General features: G+C 34.1%; 19 protein-coding genes. 11 read left to right on the plus strand and 8 right to left on the minus strand.

Features of this window, described 5'->3' with window-relative positions:
- Window positions 1–117 precede the first annotated feature (117 nt).
- Both ACJJVP_RS12260 and ACJJVP_RS12265 read left to right on the plus strand, forming a co-directional pair.
- The gene (locus tag ACJJVP_RS12260; protein WP_405414035.1) at window positions 118–507 is read left to right on the plus strand and encodes a hypothetical protein; all 390 of its coding nucleotides are present in this window, start codon (window positions 118–120) and stop codon (window positions 505–507) included.
- Window positions 508–824: 317 nt separating this feature from the next.
- Window positions 825–2,126: a Fic family protein gene (locus ACJJVP_RS12265; RefSeq protein WP_405414036.1), complete on the plus strand. Its 1,302-nt coding sequence runs from the start codon at window positions 825–827 to the stop codon at window positions 2,124–2,126.
- 347 nt (window positions 2,127–2,473) lie between these two features.
- Here ACJJVP_RS12265 and ACJJVP_RS12270 read toward each other — a convergent pair whose 3' ends face one another.
- Together ACJJVP_RS12270 and ACJJVP_RS12275 are read right to left on the minus strand one after the other, a co-directional pair.
- Window positions 2,474–2,965, minus strand: coding sequence for an FABP family protein (locus tag ACJJVP_RS12270; protein ID WP_405414037.1), 492 nt, complete (start codon window positions 2,963–2,965; stop codon window positions 2,474–2,476).
- Window positions 2,966–2,967: 2 nt separating this feature from the next.
- On the minus strand, window positions 2,968–3,720 hold the full coding sequence (locus ACJJVP_RS12275) for an SDR family NAD(P)-dependent oxidoreductase (RefSeq protein ID WP_405414038.1): 753 nt from the start codon (window positions 3,718–3,720) through the stop codon (window positions 2,968–2,970).
- A 97-nt stretch (window positions 3,721–3,817) separates the two neighbouring features.
- Between ACJJVP_RS12275 and ACJJVP_RS12280 the strand changes: the two genes are divergently transcribed.
- The 8 genes from ACJJVP_RS12280 (at window position 3,818) to ACJJVP_RS12315 (ending at window position 12,678) form a co-directional block, all read left to right on the plus strand.
- Window positions 3,818–5,290, plus strand: a complete 1,473-nt coding sequence (locus ACJJVP_RS12280) for a PLP-dependent aminotransferase family protein (protein WP_405414040.1) — start codon at window positions 3,818–3,820, stop codon at window positions 5,288–5,290.
- A gap of 193 nt (window positions 5,291–5,483) precedes the next feature.
- Entirely contained in the window at window positions 5,484–6,050 is a 567-nt protein-coding gene (locus ACJJVP_RS12285; RefSeq protein ID WP_405414042.1) for a Crp/Fnr family transcriptional regulator, read from the plus strand.
- A gap of 81 nt (window positions 6,051–6,131) precedes the next feature.
- Entirely contained in the window at window positions 6,132–6,635 is a 504-nt protein-coding gene (locus tag ACJJVP_RS12290) for a RidA family protein (protein WP_405414043.1), read from the plus strand.
- Window positions 6,636–6,639: 4 nt separating this feature from the next.
- On the plus strand, window positions 6,640–7,416 hold the full coding sequence (locus ACJJVP_RS12295) for a DJ-1/PfpI family protein (protein WP_405414044.1): 777 nt from the start codon (window positions 6,640–6,642) through the stop codon (window positions 7,414–7,416).
- 158 nt (window positions 7,417–7,574) lie between these two features.
- Entirely contained in the window at window positions 7,575–8,543 is a 969-nt protein-coding gene (locus ACJJVP_RS12300; protein WP_405414045.1) for an MBL fold metallo-hydrolase, read from the plus strand.
- A 120-nt stretch (window positions 8,544–8,663) separates the two neighbouring features.
- Window positions 8,664–9,797 carry an amidohydrolase gene (locus tag ACJJVP_RS12305; protein WP_405414046.1) on the plus strand — a complete coding sequence of 378 codons (1,134 nt, stop codon included), beginning with the start codon at window positions 8,664–8,666 and terminating at the stop codon, window positions 9,795–9,797.
- Window positions 9,798–9,833: 36 nt separating this feature from the next.
- Complete coding sequence (locus tag ACJJVP_RS12310) at window positions 9,834–11,393, plus strand: arylsulfatase (RefSeq protein WP_405414048.1); 1,560 nt, start codon at window positions 9,834–9,836, stop codon at window positions 11,391–11,393.
- A 148-nt stretch (window positions 11,394–11,541) separates the two neighbouring features.
- A complete protein-coding gene (locus ACJJVP_RS12315) occupies window positions 11,542–12,678 on the plus strand; it encodes a formylglycine-generating enzyme family protein (RefSeq protein WP_405414050.1) in 1,137 nt (378 codons plus the stop codon).
- 9 nt (window positions 12,679–12,687) lie between these two features.
- Here the strand turns inward: ACJJVP_RS12315 and ACJJVP_RS12320 are convergent, their stop codons facing one another.
- A complete protein-coding gene (locus ACJJVP_RS12320; RefSeq protein WP_405414051.1) occupies window positions 12,688–13,383 on the minus strand; it encodes a LytR/AlgR family response regulator transcription factor in 696 nt (231 codons plus the stop codon).
- Window positions 13,384–13,604: 221 nt separating this feature from the next.
- Here ACJJVP_RS12320 and trxB point away from each other — a divergent pair, with 221 nt between their 5' ends.
- Window positions 13,605–14,582 (plus strand): thioredoxin-disulfide reductase, encoded by a 978-nt coding sequence (gene trxB / locus ACJJVP_RS12325; protein WP_405414053.1) that lies wholly within the window; start codon window positions 13,605–13,607, stop codon window positions 14,580–14,582.
- A gap of 72 nt (window positions 14,583–14,654) precedes the next feature.
- Here trxB and ACJJVP_RS12330 read toward each other — a convergent pair whose 3' ends face one another.
- The 5 genes from ACJJVP_RS12330 to ACJJVP_RS12350 all read right to left on the minus strand — a co-directional run bounded on the left by ACJJVP_RS12330 (window position 14,655) and on the right by ACJJVP_RS12350 (window position 20,177).
- Window positions 14,655–15,101 carry a hypothetical protein gene (locus tag ACJJVP_RS12330; RefSeq protein ID WP_405414055.1) on the minus strand — a complete coding sequence of 149 codons (447 nt, stop codon included), beginning with the start codon at window positions 15,099–15,101 and terminating at the stop codon, window positions 14,655–14,657.
- Between the two features lie 129 nt (window positions 15,102–15,230).
- On the minus strand, window positions 15,231–16,274 hold the full coding sequence (locus tag ACJJVP_RS12335; RefSeq protein WP_405414056.1) for an aminotransferase class I/II-fold pyridoxal phosphate-dependent enzyme: 1,044 nt from the start codon (window positions 16,272–16,274) through the stop codon (window positions 15,231–15,233).
- Window positions 16,274–17,287: a dipeptide epimerase gene (locus ACJJVP_RS12340; protein ID WP_405416189.1), complete on the minus strand. Its 1,014-nt coding sequence runs from the start codon at window positions 17,285–17,287 to the stop codon at window positions 16,274–16,276. The genes ACJJVP_RS12335 and ACJJVP_RS12340 overlap by 1 nt, the downstream gene beginning before the upstream one ends.
- A gap of 254 nt (window positions 17,288–17,541) precedes the next feature.
- On the minus strand, window positions 17,542–18,273 hold the full coding sequence (locus tag ACJJVP_RS12345) for a head GIN domain-containing protein (protein WP_405414058.1): 732 nt from the start codon (window positions 18,271–18,273) through the stop codon (window positions 17,542–17,544).
- 113 nt (window positions 18,274–18,386) lie between these two features.
- Window positions 18,387–20,177: a PspC domain-containing protein gene (locus tag ACJJVP_RS12350; RefSeq protein WP_405414060.1), complete on the minus strand. Its 1,791-nt coding sequence runs from the start codon at window positions 20,175–20,177 to the stop codon at window positions 18,387–18,389.
- Window positions 20,178–20,179 lie beyond the last annotated feature (2 nt).

Below are 20,179 nucleotides of genomic sequence, written 5' to 3' on the forward strand. Positions count from 1 at the left end.
TATTATTAAAAACCATCACTGAAAAGTGATGGTTTTTTTGTTTTATCTTAGTTGGGATATAAAAGATATATGTGCAATTGTGTACATATACGATTGTTGTAATGCATTTAACAAAAAATGAAATATAAGAGACATTTGGTTGTGAGCATCATACTCCTTTTAGTTTTAGGGTGTGGTAATGGAAAAACAAAAATCGTTGATTATTATTACATCTTTGATTATGTTGATTTTGATAATAATAGAAACCGAATCGATGGTAAAAACGTTTTGATGTGTAATCCTGCTTTTAAAAACGATCCATTTGTAAAGGATTTGAAATATGTTGAATGGAATGACTCAGTAATAATTGCTACAACAACTAATGGACATTTTATTATCGAAGCTAATTCAAATGGACTTTGTTGTGGATGTGGAAATGAAACTAAGGGACCATTCACATTAAATGAATTGAACAACTTTAAAAATAAAAATGACTTCCAACATATTGATAAAATAAAGTTAGATTAGTAAACCAAGCAGCGGAATAAAACGCATTACAATAAAACCTATAAACAATACGGGCTTCGGGCTCACTAGAAGGGTTTGCGTATTTTTATGAGGTCGCGAAATCTTTGGGATTTCGCTTTGACAAAAAAAAAAAACAAAACCAAAAGATTTCGCTATGCGCGTGGCGGAAAGCAAACGCTAGTTTGCTCCCGTACTGTTCATAGCTAAACCGTTGTAAAACATTAATAAAATCAAACATTTTAGAAAAAAATAAGTAAAAAACATCAAATATTTGTTACAACATGTTAAATTAGACCTTGTATTTAACACGTTGTGACATGAAAATAGAAATACCTCCTCAATTTGAAATAGATTATACTGATTATATTGACTCTATTGGAAATGATAATATTCTACCTTTTCTACATGAAGCAGATAAAAGATATTTCTATTGGTCAGAAATTAAACATAGGCCTAATATGCCATTCGATAGCCCAGAAAGCGCTTGGAAAATGGTTAAAACACATAGAAAAATTTCAGGAAAAAATCTTTATTTTTATAACCATCAATTCACTTATAATCTAACTTCGTTTATACAAAAAGATTTACACCTTTTTGATTTAAAATTAATTGGAGGTCTCTATAAAAACTCTATTACACCACAAGACCAACAAGAATATTTCAAAAATTCTCTAGTAGAAGAGGCGATTGCATCCTCTCAAATTGAAGGAGCAGCTACAACAACAGATGTTGCCCGTGATATGTTAAAATCTGGCCGAAATCCAAGAAATGAGTCGGAACAAATGATAATCAACAATTTTCGAGCAATTAGAGAAATTGAAAATAGATTAGAAGAAGATTTATCAATTCAGTTCATTTTAGAAATTCATGAGTTGATGACAACTAAAACTGAAGCAAGTAAATATGCAGGAAAGTTCAGAGATCATCCTGTTTATGTAAAAGACCATATAGACGGGGAAATTGCTTTTACAGCCCCTAAACATGAGGAAGTAAATAATTTGATAGAAAGTATAATCTATTTCATAAATAATGAGGAAGATTTTATTCACCCAATAATCAAGGCATCAGTATTACACTTTATGATTGGTTATATCCACCCCTTCGGAGATGGAAACGGAAGAACCGCAAGAGCTTTATTTTATTGGTACTTGATAAAAAAAGGTTACACATTACTTAAACATATTTCAATATCCAAAGCCATACTTAATTCGAGAACAAGTTATGATAAGGCTTTTTTGAGAACTGAAAATGATGAAAACGACTTAACATATTTTATAATGTACTCGATGAAAAGTTTAAGAGTAGCTTTTCAAAACTTAGTAAATTATAGAGACAAAAAAAGAGCAGAAAGACAAAGAGCTTCTGAACTAATGTACGAATTAGTAAAAAGGAATTTTAATAAAAGACAAGCAGACGTTCTTTCATATTTATCTATCAAACCTACCTCGGAAATAACAATTCAAGCTTATTCTTCTAAACATGATATTGTAAGACAAACGGCCAGTAGAGATTTAACGGACTTAGAAGATAGAGGATATTTGTTAAAGCTAAAAGATGGAAAAAATATCGTTTATAAATTGACGAGTATCGAATGGATAGATGAATATCTAAAAAAATAACGTTTTACAACAAAAGTAACCGTTGCACAACTTCTTTTATAAAATAAATAGATGATATTCAGACGGTTTAATAGAATTAAACATCAAAAAACCAGCTGTTTATGATTTTGATAAACTTAAAAAATAGGTTTTTAAGCTTATTTTATAGTTGTGCAACAGGCACATTGTATAAGTAATAGCGGTTTCAGTGCTTAATCGAAATCGCTTTTTTATATTTATGGTTTGGCTTAATCCGAAAAGGTAGCATTTCAAAATTCGCTACTATTCTTATACTAGACCGGTGGTAATTTAAGAAAAATATAGACCATTACTTAGAAATTGACTTTCGCAAATAAGTCCCAAAATGACTACATTTCTTTAATTAATAAGGCACTAAGATGTAATAGTTGTTGTTTTACTGTTTTAGTTCCCATAAACATTTCATAGTTCAATTTTCCATCATTAAAAATCCATTCTCTTTTAGAAGTTTGCATCCTTTCATCATTAATAATTAATCTTGATTCGAATAAAAGCTGATAAGAATCTTTTGATACCTTAATTTCATTCAAATTCATACACTCCATTCTACCGTTTTCATGTACATTGTTCATAAAAAGTTGTTCATCATTTTCGAATGAAATAAACCCAGATTCCCAATGAGAGCTTCTTCTTTTTTGTGATGAACTTGGTTTAAGCCAAGTTCTTTGTTCATAATGAATAACAGCCCTTTCCTCATCCTTCTTAAACACTAAATGCTCTATAAACTCAAAATTTTTAATTGTTGGAAATATTCCTGAACCTTCACCTTTCCAAGTGCCAACAATACTGTTAGCAAACGACTCAAAACTAAATTCGTACATATCTAACTTTTATAAATTGTTGTTGCAGCGCTTTGCGCTGAAGGAAAAATGGTCATATCGGCAATTTGAACATGTTTCGGTAAATCAATACAATAAAAAATAGATTTTGCTATATCTTCGGCAACTAAGGGTTGGTAATTTTTATAAACAGCAACCGCCCTTTTTTTATCTCCTTTAAAACGGGTTAATGAAAATTCTGTATTCACCGCTCCTGGAGCTATATTTGTAACTTTTATCCCAAATGGAACAAGTTCTAAACGCATGCTATTACTAATTGATTCTACAGCAGCTTTGGAAGCACAATAAACCATTCCGTTCTGATATGCTTGTTTTCCTGCAATCGAACTCATATTAATTATTTGACCTTTATTATTGGAAATCATATACGGAATTATCAATTTTGAAATATAGAGTAGTCCTTTTACATTGGAATCAATTGTTTTTTCTAAATCAATTATTTCACTATTAATAAAGCTACACAAACCATGAGCTCCACCTGCATTATTTACTAAAATGTCTACATTCTTAAAATATTCAGGTAAGCTATCGATGTTATCTTTTGTTTCTTCAAAATTTTGAACATCAAAACATAAGACATGTACTTTTACATGCTCGCTAAGTGTCGATGCTAATTGTTCTAGTTTTTCTCTGCTTCGACCACAAATAATTAAGTCTATATTATTCTTTGCAAAAATATTGGCAGTCGCCATACCAATACCTGATGATGCACCTGTTATAAAAGCTATTCTATTCATGTGTATTAAAGTTTAAATTAAGTGCCAAAATTCTAACTTTTAAATAGAAAAAAACAGATTCAGATTTTTATATTTACACCATATCAGATTTACTGTTATGAATAATTTTAAGTTTGAAAAAATAGCACAATCCATTGAAGAAAAAATTCATCGTGGAATATTTGAAGTTGGTCATAAATTACCCTCTGTAAGAGCAGCCTGTAATGAATTTGCGGTGAGTCCATCTACTGTATTCAAAGCCTACTACGAACTTGAAGCTAAAGGTTTAATAGAAGCCAGAAATAAATCGGGTTACTATGTAAGTTTAAGTGCAACGCAATTAAAAAAAGTAAAACACTTAAATGAAAAAGTCACTAGCACTAAAAATTCAGCTACAAAGGCAAAAAATGTAGATGAAATGATAGAGGAAATGGAACGCTCAAAATTAGGTGATATTAAGGTCGATTTTAGCTCCGCAACTCCCTCAGTAGAAATGCTACCCATAAAGAAATTATATAAATCGCTACAAACTTCTATTTTACACGAAAAGTATAATTTAATTCCATATGAAAATCCCATTGGTTCTATTGAATTGCGCAAGCAAATAATATTGCAAACCATTAGAGGAAGTAAAGTCAACCCAGTTGATGATGTAGTAATTACAGCTGGTTGTTTAGAAGCGATTGGAATATGTATAAATATTTTAACTGAAAACGGAGATAATATTCTAATAGCAGACTCTAGTTATTATAATATCATTTCATTATTAAAAAACAAGAATGTTAATATACATACATATGACTTTAACCAATCATTGAATTTTGACAGTAAAGCTTTTGAACAGGTATTAATTGAGAAGAAAATTTCTTTATGTTTAATCACTTCTAATTTCCACAACCCTACCGGGGCAACCTTAGATACTTCTGCCAAACAAAAAATTGTATCTATAGCAACACAAAATAACATTAATATTATAGAAGATGATGTTTATGGCGATCTATATTTTGAAAAGAATAAGCCAACTACTTTAAAGCAGTTTGATACAGAAGGTATTGTCTATTATTGTTCTTCCTTTTCAAAAACTCTAGCTCCCGGATTTAGAATTGGGTATTGTATAACTGGACGAAAATCACAAGAATTTGCTAAGCAAAAACGCCTATTATCTTTAAGCACAAATAGTATTACACAAGCAGCTTTAGTAGATTTTATGAAAACAGGTCGTTTTGACTTGAATTTAAAAAATCTTAGAAAACAGCTGCATTTGAATATGTTAAAATATGGAAATGCAATTTTAAATTACTTTCCTTCTGAAATTAATATTGAAATTCCGAAGGGTGGATATGTTTTTTGGATAGAATTTTCAGCGTCTTTTGATGGTTACGAATTTTATAGAAAAGTGTTGAAAGAAAAAATTCTAATTACTCCAGGCGAAATTTTTTCAGCAAATGGATATTATAAAAATTTTATTAGAATAAGCTATTCTAAGCCATATAATGAAAAAATAGATGGTGCACTAAAACAAATTGGCAACTTAGCGAGAAAGCATGTGATAACAAAAAAACTACCACTAGCAATGTATAAAAAAACATAGGGCGGTTTAGGCTTTTCGAAAGGTCTGTGTTTATTTATAAAAGTCGCCAAATATAAAACTTGGCATTCTCAACAAAAAAAGATAAAAGCAAAATATTATATTTGGCTTAGTACCAAACCGAAACGTATCGCTTATAACATGTCCTACGTTTCGTACATTAAACGTTGATAACAATTTTTGAAAACATCAAAATTTGGAAGAATTACACAACTTTTTTAATACCATTTCACCAATTGAAGAGTCTACTTGGCTTGCGGTGAAAAGTGTTTTTAGGGAGTACTCTTTGAAAAAAGGAGACTATTTTGTTAAGAGTGGTGATACCGCTACAAAAGTGGGATTTCTTAAAAGGGGTGTCATTAGAGCCTTTTATAGAAATAATGAAGGTTCTGAATATAACAAACATTTCTTTGTTCAAAATAATATGGTTGGAGGGTATTCCTCATTGGTAAGTCAACAACCAAACAAAATAAATCAACAAGCTCTAACAGATTGTGAATTGCTCATTGGTGACTATAAAAAAATAACTGCACTATTAAATCAACATCAAGATTTGGAAAGGCTTTTGAGAAAGATAGCAGAAGGCTATTTTGTAGACAAAGAAAAACGTGAAGTAGAAATAGTACTGCTTGATGCGAATAAAAGATATGCGATATTTCAAAAAGAATATCCACTATTAGAACAACTAATTCCTCAATACCAAATAGCATCTTACCTTGGTATTACTCCAACACAACTTAGCCGTATTAGAAGTCAGAAATAAGTTGGGCAAGTTTTCTTTACATATGTAAATGTATTCCAATACAGGGTGTACTTACTTTGTTTCATCATTTAAATAATAAATATGACACAAAGAATAGTTTCTATTCTAATGCTAACCGTTTTGTTGGCGTGTACAGCATCAGAAAATGCAACCTCTAAAAAAGCGAATACGATGGAAAAGGAAGAAATCAGTTTTATCAATCCTAGTGAATTGTTTAATCCGCAGCAAAACGGATTTTCACATATTGTAAAGATACCACAAGGAAAAGAACACTATTGTTTTTCTGGTCAATGGGCTTCAGATAGTGACGGCAAATTAATCTCCAAAGACTTTAAAGAGCAAGTAAGTAAAGCCGTAGTTAATGTTAAAGCAGCTCTTAATGCTGCGGGATTATCATTAAATGACGTAGTAAAGCAGACGGTTTATATTGTAGATTTTACACCAGATAAAAAAGAAATATTAGTTGATGTAGCAGCTAAAGAATGGAGAGTTAAAAATTTTCCGGCTAGTACTATAGTACCGGTACCACTTCTGACTACAGCACCTAATTGTTTAATAGAAATAGAAATCATTGCAGCCAAATAGTTTTATGAAAATACTAATATTAATAACGACTTTTATGGCTAGTATTTCAATTGCTTCACAAAACAAAAAAGTATTGTTTGTTCTTAGCGCAGCTGATACTTTAGAGCTTAATAGTGGACAGAAAAAAAGGCAAACAGGTGTTTTTTTAAATGAGTTTTACTTGGCTTACAAATCTGTAGTTGCGCATGGATATAGGGTAGAGTTTGCAACGCCTAACGGACTCATTTCTACAATTGATGAAGAAAGTATAAACGACAAATACTGGAAGAACCAGATAGAAGTCAAGAATGAAGCTTTAACGTTTGTCAAAAAGGACAGTGCGTATAACAACCCTATAACTCTTGAAAAGGCAATTGAAAATGAGAGTGAATATTTTGGTTTGCTCATACCTGGTGGCCAAGGATTAATGATGGATTTGATGTATGATGCATATATACCGATTTTGCTAAAGCAATTTGCAAAAGATAATAGACCTACGGGACTCATTTGTCACGCTCCAAGCTTACTAATTGCTATACCGATGGACGAAAACCCGTATATAGGCTACAAGGTCAATTCCGTTTCTCCCATAGAAGAATTTGTTATTGAAAAATTTATAATGAAAGGTAAACCTACAAATAGAAAAATAGCCAAACAATTGAAGAAACTAGGTCTTAAATATAAAAGCGGTCTACCGAAAGCAAATTTTGCGGTAAAGGATAGAAATTTAGTAACCAGTCAGAATCCATTTTCTAGTAGTAGTTTCAATAGGCTTTATTTACAAGCATTAGAAGAGTATTAAATAGGTGTTATGTTCTCAAATATGAGCTTAAAGAAGTTTTTGATTTTATAATTATTCTATCAGTATATGCTAACTTATACATTACTTTTATAGCCTAAGCTGATTTCAAAAAATATTGCAACAAAAGCTTTAACTAGCTGGTAGATTTTAATAAAAAAATGAATAAGTACACTCTAGTTTTTATCCTATTGATATTCCTCTCTTGTTCTAATAAATCAACACCTAAACAAACTGTTGTTCAGGAAGAAAGTAGTGGTGTTGAAAATACCTCCATTGTAATTCTAGGTAACGTTCAAGATGCTGGTTCTCCTCAAATTGGTTGCAAAAAAGAGTGTTGTGCAGCACTTTTTGAAAATCCGGATACCGAGAGACGAGTAGTTTCATTAGGTGTAATAGATACCGACAATCAAAAAACCTATCTTTTTGATGCTACTCCAGATATTGCCCAGCAAATGAAAATGCTTACCCAATATGAATCAAAAAGCGATAATGAAGTAGTAGATGGTATTTTTCTAACTCATGCCCACATTGGGCATTATACCGGTTTAATGTATTTGGGCAAAGAGGCAATGGACGCTAGCGCGACTCCAATTTATGTAATGCCTAAAATGGAAGAATTCCTTCTAAACAATGGACCATGGGATCAGCTTGTAAAAAGAGAAAATGTTGTTCTTAATGCAATGGTTGATCAAAATGCGGTTGAACTGTCGCAAGAAATTATGATAACACCATTTTTAGTACCGCACAGAGATGAGTATTCAGAAACGGTAGGGTATCGTATTCAAGGTCCGAATAAAAGTGCCCTACTTATTCCTGATATCGATAAATGGGATAAGTGGGAAAAAGATATCGTTGAAGAAATACAAAAGGTAGACTATGCATTTTTGGATGCTACTTTTTATAGTGGAAAGGAAATTAATAATAGAGATATCAGTGAAATTCCGCATCCCTTTGTTGTTGAAAGTTTAGAGAAGTTTAAAGGGTTGAATGATAAGGAGAAAAGTAAGATAGTTTTTATTCATTTCAATCATACAAATCCGTTGTTGGACCCTAATAGTGAAGAAACCCAAAAGGTACTTGATAAAGGTTTTAAAATAGGGCGAATTAATGATCTTTTTGAATTATAGGAACAGTGAAAATCTAATTTTCCGGTTTAGATAAAAATTTCAAAAAATCAATTTTCTCATATTGAATATACTAGCCTCTGACAGCCTTTGTTTTTGGTTATAATAAGTATATTTAAATCTATGAATAAAACCTTGGTTCAGCTTCGAAAACAACTACACCAAAACCCTGAGCTTTCAGGTAAAGAGCATAACACGGCAAAACGTATTATTGAATTTGTAAAAGAATATAACCCTACGGAAATTATTAGCGCTATTGGTGGGGCAGGGGTCGCTGTTGTTTATGAATTTGAAGAAAATGGACCAATCGTTGCTATACGTTGCGAGTTAGATGCCTTACCGATAATTGAAGAGAATACATTTGAGTATAAATCTGATAATTACGGAGTGTCGCATAAATGTGGTCATGACGGTCATATGACTATAGTAGCTGGGTTAGCTGAGTGGTTGTCGGTGGCTGAGTTTAAAAAAGGAAAAGTGGTATTACTTTTTCAACCTGCCGAAGAAACAGGAAAAGGTGCTGCTAAGGTTTTAGAAGATGATCGATTTTTAAACCTCGATCCAGATTATGTTTTTGCACTGCACAACCTTCCTGGAGAAAAGATGCATTCTGTCATTGTAAAATCAGGTTACTTTACCGCAACGGTACAAAGCTTCAGCATTCAATTAACCGGAAAGAAATCCCATGCTTCTGAGCCAGAAAATGGAGTGAATCCTGCAATTGCAGTAGCTGAATTAGTTCAGGAAATACATGCTTTAGCAGATACGAATGTAAACAGTGAAAACTTTGCGCTGTTAACTCCCATTTGTATTGATTTAGGAGAAAAGAATTATGGTATATCTCCTGAAAATGCAGAACTACATTACACCATACGCACTTGGAGCCGTGCTGTAATGACAACTTTAGAAGAAAAAATAAAGCAGCTTGTAAGTACTATATCTAGCAAACACGAATTAAAAGCGGAAATGGGTTGGTTTGAATTTTTTCCGGCTTCCGATAATAACACCGAGTGTGTAACATTAATTAGGAAAGTAGCGAATCAACAACATATTAGGTTAGTTAAACATCCGAGGTCATTAAAATTTGGAGAAGATTTTGGATGGTTTTCATCTAAATACAAAAGTGCCATTTTTGGCATAGGAGCAGGGGAGCATCAATCAGCCTTGCATCATTCCGATTACGATTTCCCCGATGAGTTAATAGATACGGGACTCTTAATGTTTAAAGGTTTGATTTCTGGTATTTTAGGAAAATAGGTATCTTTAAGACAACCAGCCTATCCTATCAAAAAAATGAAAAATCTATTTCTACTATTTCTTAGTGCTGTTTCGTTTTTATCCTGTAATGATGAGAAGAAATTAGAGCAAGCAAAACCACAAAAACCTAATATCATTTACATTTTGGCTGATGATTTGGGTTATGCTGAAATAGGTGCTTTTGGTCAAGGAAAAATAGAAACTCCCCATATAGATGCATTGGCAAAACAGGGTATGGTTTTTACCCAGCATTATTCAAGTGCACCCGTATGCGCACCTGCCAGGTATATGTTTCTTACAGGTAAACATTCGGGCAAAGCGTTTATTCGTGGTAATGATGAATGGAACGATCGTGGTGATGTTTGGAGCTATGAAGCTATGGCTAAAGATTCTACTTTAGAAGGGCAGCGCCCTGTTCCAAAAGGTACAAAGACCATTGCCAATTATTTAAAAGCCGAAGGCTATAAAACGGCTTTGGTTGGAAAATGGGGACTAGGCGCTCCGCATACACATTCCATCCCCAATGAAATGGGGTTCGATTTTTTCTACGGCTTCAATTGCCAACGACAAGCACATACTTATTATCCGTTGCATTTGTATAAAAATAGAAATCGCGTGCATTTAAAGAATGATACCGTGGCACCAAGTTCACCTTTCCCAGAAGGTTTGGACCCAAAGAATCCTGATAGTTATAAAGACTATACGCTTACAGATTACGCTCCAGACTTAATGTTTAAAGAGCTTACCGGTTTTGTAGCAGATAGTAAAGAGAATCCGTTTTTCTTGTATTGGGCAACTCCTATTCCGCATGTAGCATTACAAGCACCACAACGCTGGGTAGATTATTACAAAGAGAAATTTGGACCAGAAGAACCGTATTTGTCTGGTGAGGGTAATGGTTATTTTTCACACCAGACTCCGCATGCTGCCTATGCTGCCATGGTTTCATATTTTGATGAGAATGTTGGTAAGTTGGTGCGGCAATTAAAAGACGAGGGGATATATGAGAACACCTTAATTGTTTTTACTTCAGATAACGGACCAAGTTATGCCGGTGGTGCAGATCCAACATTTTTTGAAAGCGCGAAACCTTATGATGCTGAATATGGAAAGGGAAAAGGATTTGTATATGAAGGCGGAATAAGAGTCCCCACATTTTTTACCTGGCCAGGCAAAATAAAGCCGGGTACTACAAGTGATCATGCCTCTGCACATTATGATATGTTGGCAACTTTTACCGATATGTTAGAATTTGAAAAACCTACAACTGACGGAATTAGTTTTTTGCCCACATTATTGGGGGAAGAAGGTCAGGCGGAGCATGAATTCTTATACTGGGAATTTCCCCAGTATGGCGGGCAAATAGCTATAAGAATGGGCGATTGGAAAGTGGTTCGCCAACATTTAAAAGATGGCGAGGAACCAACCTTAGAACTCTACAATTTAAAAAATGATCCTACCGAAAAGAACAATATTGCAAAAGAACATCCTGAAGTTTTGAAAAGGGCAGCTACAATTTTTGAGCGGGAACATACCAAGCCAAAGACCGAACGTTTTCAAATTCCACTGCTAGAAAACGGGTTGTTAATTGATTAGGACATAATTTCTTTAGGCGATACAAATTTTTACAATGCTATATTTAGTATTCTAAATTGAAATCTATCATTTGACTATGTAATGAGTCCGATACGTTAAAATCGCATTATTGATTAGAATTTTAAACCGTAGAAAGTATATTTAGGGTATGAATAAAAATGTGCAGTTTTTAGGCTTGAGTTTGCTGTTATTAAGTTTGGTAAACTGTAAGCCAGAAATTAAGAAAAACGTAGTAAAAGAAGGAGTAAAAGCGAAAGTGGAAAAGCCTACTTCTACGGTTAAGCATATAGTATTAACCGAACAACCAGAAGGAGTTTCCGCTCCAGAAGGTATGGTTTGGGTTGCTGGGGCAACTTTTAAACAAGGGGGCGTAAATTCAGATAAAATGGCTATGAACCATGAAAAACCGGCCATAGATGTTATGGTCGACGGATTTTTTATGGATGCCACAGAAGTAACAAACGCACAATTTGCGGCATTTGTAAAAGCAACGGGTTATGTTACGATTGCAGAAAAAGGAATAGATTGGGAAGAGTTGAAAAAGCAAGTACCGGCAGGTACCGAAAAACCTCACGATTCCATTCTCAAACCAGGGTCGTTAACGTTCAAAAAAGCAAAATCGTCGGTACCAAACTTATATGATTTTTCTCAATGGTGGAACTGGACCATTGGTGCGGATTGGAAACACCCAAACGGACCTAAAAGTAGTATTAAGGGCAAAGATAATTACCCCGTAGTGCAAGTATCTTATGAAGATGCTTTGGCATATTGCGAATGGGCAAATAGACGTTTGCCGACAGAGGCAGAGTGGGAGCTGGCATCTAGAGCAGGTTCATATGGCACTATTTATAACTGGGGAGATGACGAATCTGTTTTAAAGGAAAAAGCAAATACTTGGGAAGGGGAGTTTCCTGTGAAAAATACTATAGCAGATGGTTTTGAGTTGCGTGCGCCGGTGAAATCATATCCGCCAAATGCATACGGACTGTACGATATGGCGGGTAACGTTTGGGAATGGACGAGTGATTGGTATAATACCAATTACTATAAAGAAACGAAGTCTAAAAATATGGTTCTGATCAACCCTACGGGAGCGGGACATCCGTTTACACCAACCAACCAACTAGCTAAAGAAAGGGTGATAAAAGGAGGGTCTTTTTTATGTAGTGAATCATATTGCGCAAGTTATCGAGTGTCTGCCAGAATGGGGTCTAGTATGGACTCTTCATTAGAGCACACCGGGTTTAGAACAGTTGCAACTATTGATATGGTAGGCGATAAGTAAATTCTAAGTTTAATCAAAGTAGTTAAGTAGCTTATCTAACTCAACTATTCGCGCACGACTAATAGGAATTTTTTTATTTTTTATTTCTATAAACTCATGATTGTAGCGTTCGACCATTTTCAAATTAACAATATAAGATTTATGAATTCTTATAAAATTATCTAATCCGAGCCGTTTATTAAAGGCATTCATCGTAGATAATATTACATAATTTCGTTCATCTGTAACAACTTTTACATAATCACCAAGAGCTTCGACATATAAAATACCGTGAACGTTTAGTTCTACCTGTTTCAGATTATGCTTAACAACCAGTTTAGTTTCTGGTTGTTTCATTTTTATAGATTTTACCTTGTCGATAGCTTTGGTAATGGCAGCATCAAATCGTGCTGTGGTATATGGTTTTAGTAGAAAATCGGTTACATTATAGTCAAATGCTTCTAAGGCATATTCTTGGTGGTGACTAGTTATAATTACCTGTGGTTCATACGTTAAACCTGCTAAAAATTCAAATCCGTTCATCACTGGCATTTGAATATCCAGAAATAATAAATCGATTTTTGAACTATTTATCTCTTTTAAGCCTTCGGCACTACTACTAAAGGAGTGTATTAGATTTAAATTTTTATTTTTCTCGATAATTTGTTCTAGAATCTTCCTTTGAGTGATAGAGTCTTCTACAATAGCGCATTTAAAGGTTTTCATTCAATATTCATATAAGTTCTACTATACATACGTAAAGAATGGGGGAAAGTTCATTTTTTCTTAATTTAATACTATCTTAAAGTTAGAAAAACAGGCGAAAAATAGTAAATAGTTATCTTCATAGCTAATATTCGTATAAAAACTTTTGATAACTATATTGTAAGTTTTTAGCTCAAAAACCTACTTTTGTAGTAGAGAATTTAATAGAACCACTTGATATTATGTCTGATAAAATAGAACGTGTAAAAACATTAATTATAGGATCTGGTCCTGCAGGTTATACAGCAGCTATTTATGCTGCCCGTGCAGATTTAAAACCTGTTATGTATACAGGTATGGAGCCAGGGGGTCAATTGACCACCACAACTGAAGTAGATAATTTTCCAGGATATCCAGAGGGTATTGACGGACCTACGATGATGGTACAATTGCAACAACAAGCTGAACGTTTTGGTACGGAAGTAAGAATTGGTATGATTACTTCGGTAGAGTTTTCAAAGGAAAAAGGAGGTATACATAAGGTAGTTGCAGATAATGACAAGCAAATAGAAGCTGAAACTATCATTATTTCTACAGGTGCATCCGCTAAATATTTAAATATACCTAGTGAACAGCGTTTACGTGGCGGTGGAGTATCTGCTTGTGCAGTTTGTGACGGCTTTTTCTATAAAGGACAAGATGTAGCTATTGTTGGTGCGGGTGATACTGCGGCAGAAGAAGCATCTTACTTGGCTAACATTTGTAACAAAGTAACAATGTTGGTACGTAGAGATGAAATGAGAGCTTCCAAAGCAATGCAACATAGAGTGCATAGCATTAAGAATATAGATGTACGTTACAATACAGAAGTAGACGAAGTTTTAGGAGACCAAGTTGTTGAAGGTTTACGTATGGTAAACAATCAAACAGGCGAAAAAGAAGAAATAGCTATTACGGGTATATTTATCGCAATTGGTCATAAACCGAATACCGATATTTTTAAAGGTCAATTAGATATGGATGAAACAGGGTACCTTATTACACAAGGTAAGTCTACAAAAACTAATTTACCAGGTGTTTTCGCAAGTGGAGATGCACAAGATAAAGAGTACAGACAAGCGGTTACGGCAGCTGGATCAGGTTGTATGGCAGCTTTAGATGCAGAACGCTATTTGGCGTCTATTGGTTCTGTTGAAGAAGCAGTTGCAGATAAGTACTAGTAATCAGTATAGCATAAAATACAAAATAGCCCATTCTTTAGAATGGGCTATTTTTTTGTTTAAAGTATTAAATTAATCTATTCTTACGTAGTTTTCAGAGAATGTTCTGTTGCCTTCCTCATCTAAACTTATTTGACTGAATCTATCATCGCTTAGCTGTAGTTCGAAAGTGAAAATTCGCATAGTATCCATAGCTTGTATCATTTCATTGTCGCCGTACTCAAGAGTTTCTATTAATTTGTCGTCGGTAATATTGTAGGTTCCATATCCAAATCGTCCAATTTTGTCAACAGGTACATATCTGCTCCACATAATTTTACCATTATAATACATTTTAACCTGTCTGTATCCATCGGCAGTTGGTACGGTATCAATAACTTTTTGTCCGTCGTAATTATAAAAACTTTCTAGCTCCCAAGTTCCTTGTATGGTGTGCATGTAGTTTTCATTGATAGAATTTGTAGAGGCTGCTGAAACCAATAAAAGCATCAACAATACCAAACCTATAATTTTTTTCATAGTGATAAGGTGTTAGTTAATAAAAGAGTTGAATGAGTAGTAAAAAGATACGAATTAAATATTAGAATTTAACAAAAAATACAGACTATAATTACGAATAATATAACGATAATTAATAAATTATAGTAATTAATACGGATTTGAAGAGTGTAAATTAAGAATAGTGCAAAGCTTAAAGATGTCTTCATTGGTGTGAGAAGCGCTTAAAACTATACGACTCATGAGGGAATCATTTTCTGTTGGATATCTAAAGTTGGTCACTATAATACCGTTATCTTCTAAATAATTGACAAGGATTTCATTTTGAAAATTAAAGGTCGGATGCCCCTCGGCGTAGACAAATAGAGACCTATTTGATACGTTTTTCAAGAATAGATCCGTATTATTCGCCAATTGAATTCTTTTAGTTGCTATAAGCGAACTAGCATCTCTTAATGTTGCTAAAGAAGCAGGTGTTGCCGGACTTGCACCACCAAAAAACTGTGTATTTTTTAGCGCATTAATCATATTATTACTGCCAAATATTGCTCCGGCTTGAATACCAAAACCTTTACCTAAAGAGCAAGAAACCAAAAGTTCTTTCGGTGCCAGAGATTGTAGAAATTTAAAACTACCTCCACCATTTTCTCCAGTAATTCCTATCCCGTGAGAATCATCTACGACTAGAATTATATTTTTTAATACTAAGTTTTTAAGGAAGTTATACTGCGGATAGTTATTCCCTTGAAAATCGATACTATCTAAAAAGAGTACAGGTGTTTTGTTTGAATTTGTTTCAATGGCATTTTCAAGCTCGTTCCAACTTTGAAATATTTCTTGCTGATTTCTGTATAAGGCAGAATGCGTGTTTGGCGCATAGTATAATTGGTAATCGGGATGACTGAAGTAGTTGCACACCAATTGTCCTGCTAAATACCCAGAGGACATGGTTACACAACCTTCACTGCCCGATATTTCTGCTAGGTGGGCATCAACTTCATCGAAGATGGAAATTCTAATATTAGATTTACGGGAAGCACTGTAGGCTGTGCCATATTTTTTAATGTTCTTGATGAATATGGACAGGAAATTAGCATCGGTCTGTAATCCTAAATAGGAGGTACCACCAAAGTATAGGTATTCTTTACCGTTTATGACAATAGTTCTATCAGGAAATTCATCAATCGTAAACATCAATCTAACAATTGTAGACCGCTACCGGCAAGTTTTGGGAAAATAACTTTACCGTTAGGTTCAATATGAACTCCCTTTGCAATATCACTTTTCAATAACAAAGCACCGTCCATATCTACATAAACCAATTGCGGAATCAACTGCGCTATAGCTGAAATGCCTACGGTAGATTCTGTCATGCAACCAACCATAACACTAATACCTAATTCCTTAGCCTTTTTTATCATACGTAGGGCAGGGGTGAGTCCGCCACACTTGGTCAATTTAATATTAATACCACTATAGTGAAGCGCACATTTTTCTACATCGCTTTCTACAATACAACTTTCATCGGCAATTACGGGCAATACACTATGGTGCATAACCTCTTCCATACCAGACCAATCATCTGCTTTTAATGGCTGTTCTAAAAATTCCACTCCCAAATCTTTTAAAAGCGGAGCGTTAAAAATAGTTTCTTCTGCCGTCCAAGCACAATTAGCATCTATTCTAAAAATAGCATCTGTATGTTTTCGTAATTCGCGAACAATAGCAACATCATCGCTAGTGCCTAATTTTATTTTATAGATTGGCCAGGGCATCTCCTGCATTTTGGCTAACATAACGTCAATTGATGCAATACCAATAGTGTAATTTGTAGTAGGGTATTTTTCAATACTGGTACCCCAAATTTCATATAGCGGCTTACCTAGTAATTTTCCATACAGGTCATGAGCAGCCAAGTCTAAAGCGCAGATAGCGAAATTAGATAACCCTTTACCCACTAAAAACGCGTGAAAAACTTCAGGCTTTGTGAATTCAAATGCTTCGATTTCAGAGGATATGGCATTGATTTCATCCATCATGCTCTGTGTAGTTATTTTATAATACGGATTAGAGGTTGCCTCACCATAACCCGTTTTTTCGTCTAAAGTTAAAGAAGCAATCATAGTATCTTGAAAATCATGAGATTCTCTTGAAATACTGAAGGTGTGTTTTAATGGTAATGTATATTTCTTTAAGTGTACTTGCATACTACTAATATACAGATTAGGTATTGAACTCATCTTGATTTTTTCTTTGGAACCGAGAATTATGGCTTTTGTGCTTTAATGAAGTTCTTTTTTATTTGCATAGCCATAGCTACGGAACTTAAAAATGACAAAATTAGGGTGCAAAATGTATAATTCGTAGGTAAAAGAAAAAGTCAAGATGAGTTCATTGACAAAAAAATGAAAACCCGCTGATATTTCAGCGGGTTTTAAAGTTGAATTGATTGATGTGATTATTAGTATTTGTGCACGCTACCAGAAACCGATTTGTTCTTTTGAACAGAAGGGTCACCTTTGTATGATATGTTAGCGCCACTAGAAGCTTCAGCTGTTAAATTGTCCGTAACATCAATGCTAATATTTGCACCACTACTAGCATCTGCATTAGCTACTAAAGTTGTTAAGTCTTTAGCTCTAATATTTGCTCCGCTACTTGCGTCTACATAAACTTCTTTTGCTGTACCTTCTAAAGAGATATTTGCACCACTACTGGCATCTATATCCATATTGGTAACAAGCACGGTTGCATTGATAATGGCACCGCTACTTGCATCTACCTCTAATTTATCTGACTGAATTTTATTTTCAGTAGTTAAATGAGAACCGCTTGAAGCATAAAGTCCAGTCACGTCTGGCATGGTTACATATATCTTTTTAGTAGAACGACCAATGTTCTCGATACAGTGAATTTTTAATTTTCCGTTTTTAATATCGGTACCGATTAAGTCAATGATATTTTCATCTGCTTCAACTGCAATATCAAAATCAGATCCTTGGGTAACAAATACTTCTAAACCTTCAGAACTGGAAACTTCTGTGAACTCACCGGTAATTTCCCTGGTTTCTTCAACGATTACACCGTTGCCTTTTTCGCCAGATCCAAAATCGCCGAAGTTAATGTCAAAGCCACAAGATGAAAGTAATAGGGCTAATACGAGTGCTACTGTTATTCTTACTAAAGTTGTCATGATTGTTCGTTTTTTGATTGATTAATATATTATGATGATGTAAAAATGATTGTTTTTCTATACTCTTACTACTATTAAATACTGAATTGTTGTTTTAGATGTCTGAACTGTAATTAATTGATACTATCATTTGTGTCAACCTTTACACCGTTCTCGTCTAACTTCATTTTAAATGATTCTCCATTATCGTTAACGTCAATGTCTATTCCATTTTCGTTGATGATGATTTTTCCTTTATCACCATTATCGTTAATATTGATGTCTATACCATTTTCGTTGATGTTGATGCGATTAGAGCTGTCGTCATCTTCATCTTCCATTTCAATGAATTCAGGGCAGTCTAGACATTCAAGCTCTCCGCTTTCGGTCATTTTCCAGATATAGCCTTCTAGACCTTCAACATCTCTATCGGTATTAACGGTCGTAATCCAATCTCTAGAATTTGTCTGGTCATAAGTTAGAATAGTACCTACAGGTAAAAATATGTTTACACGAACTTCTTGATCTTTAAACTTAGGAACCTGTGTGGTTAAAAAGTCATCAAAAGAAATCGTATTGCCGCTTACTTCATATTCATAAACGATTTGATTGGCGATATCCTTTGCTTCTCTATTAGATGGGCCGTCCGCTTCTTTTCTAACTTGAACACGAACCAGGGTATCTTTAGATTTACGAATACGAAATCTTACATCATCAGAAACTAAAATTTTATTTCCCGCTTCATCGTAAGAAAGGTAAGTATCACCCAAGTTCATATCATTTTCGTGGTCATACTCGTCTGTAGAAACCAATCTAATGTTCAAAGTATCAGTTGGTATTACTGTTGTAATCTCCTCTTCTACAGATGTGCTACCGGTATATGCGTGTGCTGCAGCTTCTCTAATGCCGAATATGACCAAACATATAATTGATATCAACCATAAACCCAATAAAGAGAATTTAGCAACCGTACCAATAGACTTTAAGTTGTTTACCAATATCTTTAATCCTAAATACATTAAGAAGAAAAACGGAATACCAATGGCAAAAAATGCCAATAACGATACTACCCAAATAGGTAGGTTGGTAGAGTTTACGACATTGTAAAAGTCAATACCAGGTACATGAATGATATCTAAAATACCAACGGTGAACATGCCAACAAAAAGACCGATCAATGTTGCGGCACCAATGATAACCAAAAGTATACCAATGAATTTACCGAAGATTTTGAATAGGAACATTACAATATCACCAAAGGTGTCAAAAATTGTTTTACCTCCTTTTTTGACGGTGTCGCCTACTTTTTCATAGTCCACACTTTTTACACGATCCGCTACGTCATCAAAACCCTCTTTAACTTTACGCTCAATATTACTGATATTGACCGTTTCACCGCTCATATCTAATTTTTGAGCAGTAGTTTTAGCTTCAGGAATAAGAATCCAAAGTAATCCGTAAATGAAGATAAATCCGCCCCATGTGAAAATGGTCAAGAAAATCCAAAGTAATCTAATCCACAATGGATCAATACCAAAGTAATGTGCTAAGCCTGCAGATACACCCGCAACGTATTTCTTTTCTGTATCTCTATATAATTTTTTTACTCTTTCTTTAGTATAAGCAGACTTGGTTTTAGGTTCATCTTCAAAGATGTCCTCATCTACCATATAATCTTCTGGTTGCCCCATTATGGCAATAACTTCATCTACTTCTTTTTGAGTGATAACCTGTCTTTCATTCTCTAATTTGTCATGAAAAAGTTCGGCAATACGAGCTTCTATATCGGCAATGATTTCATCGCTGCCCGGTGTGTTGGCAAAAGAACGTTTTACAGATTCTAAATACCTACGCATTATATTGTATGCCTCTTCGTCTATATGGAAGAGCATGTTTGCTAAATTTATATTTACTGTTTTGTTCATGA

Source organism: Maribacter sp. Asnod1-A12 (genome assembly GCF_045063735.1).
In the GTDB taxonomy this organism is placed as follows: Bacteria; Bacteroidota; Bacteroidia; order Flavobacteriales; family Flavobacteriaceae; genus Maribacter.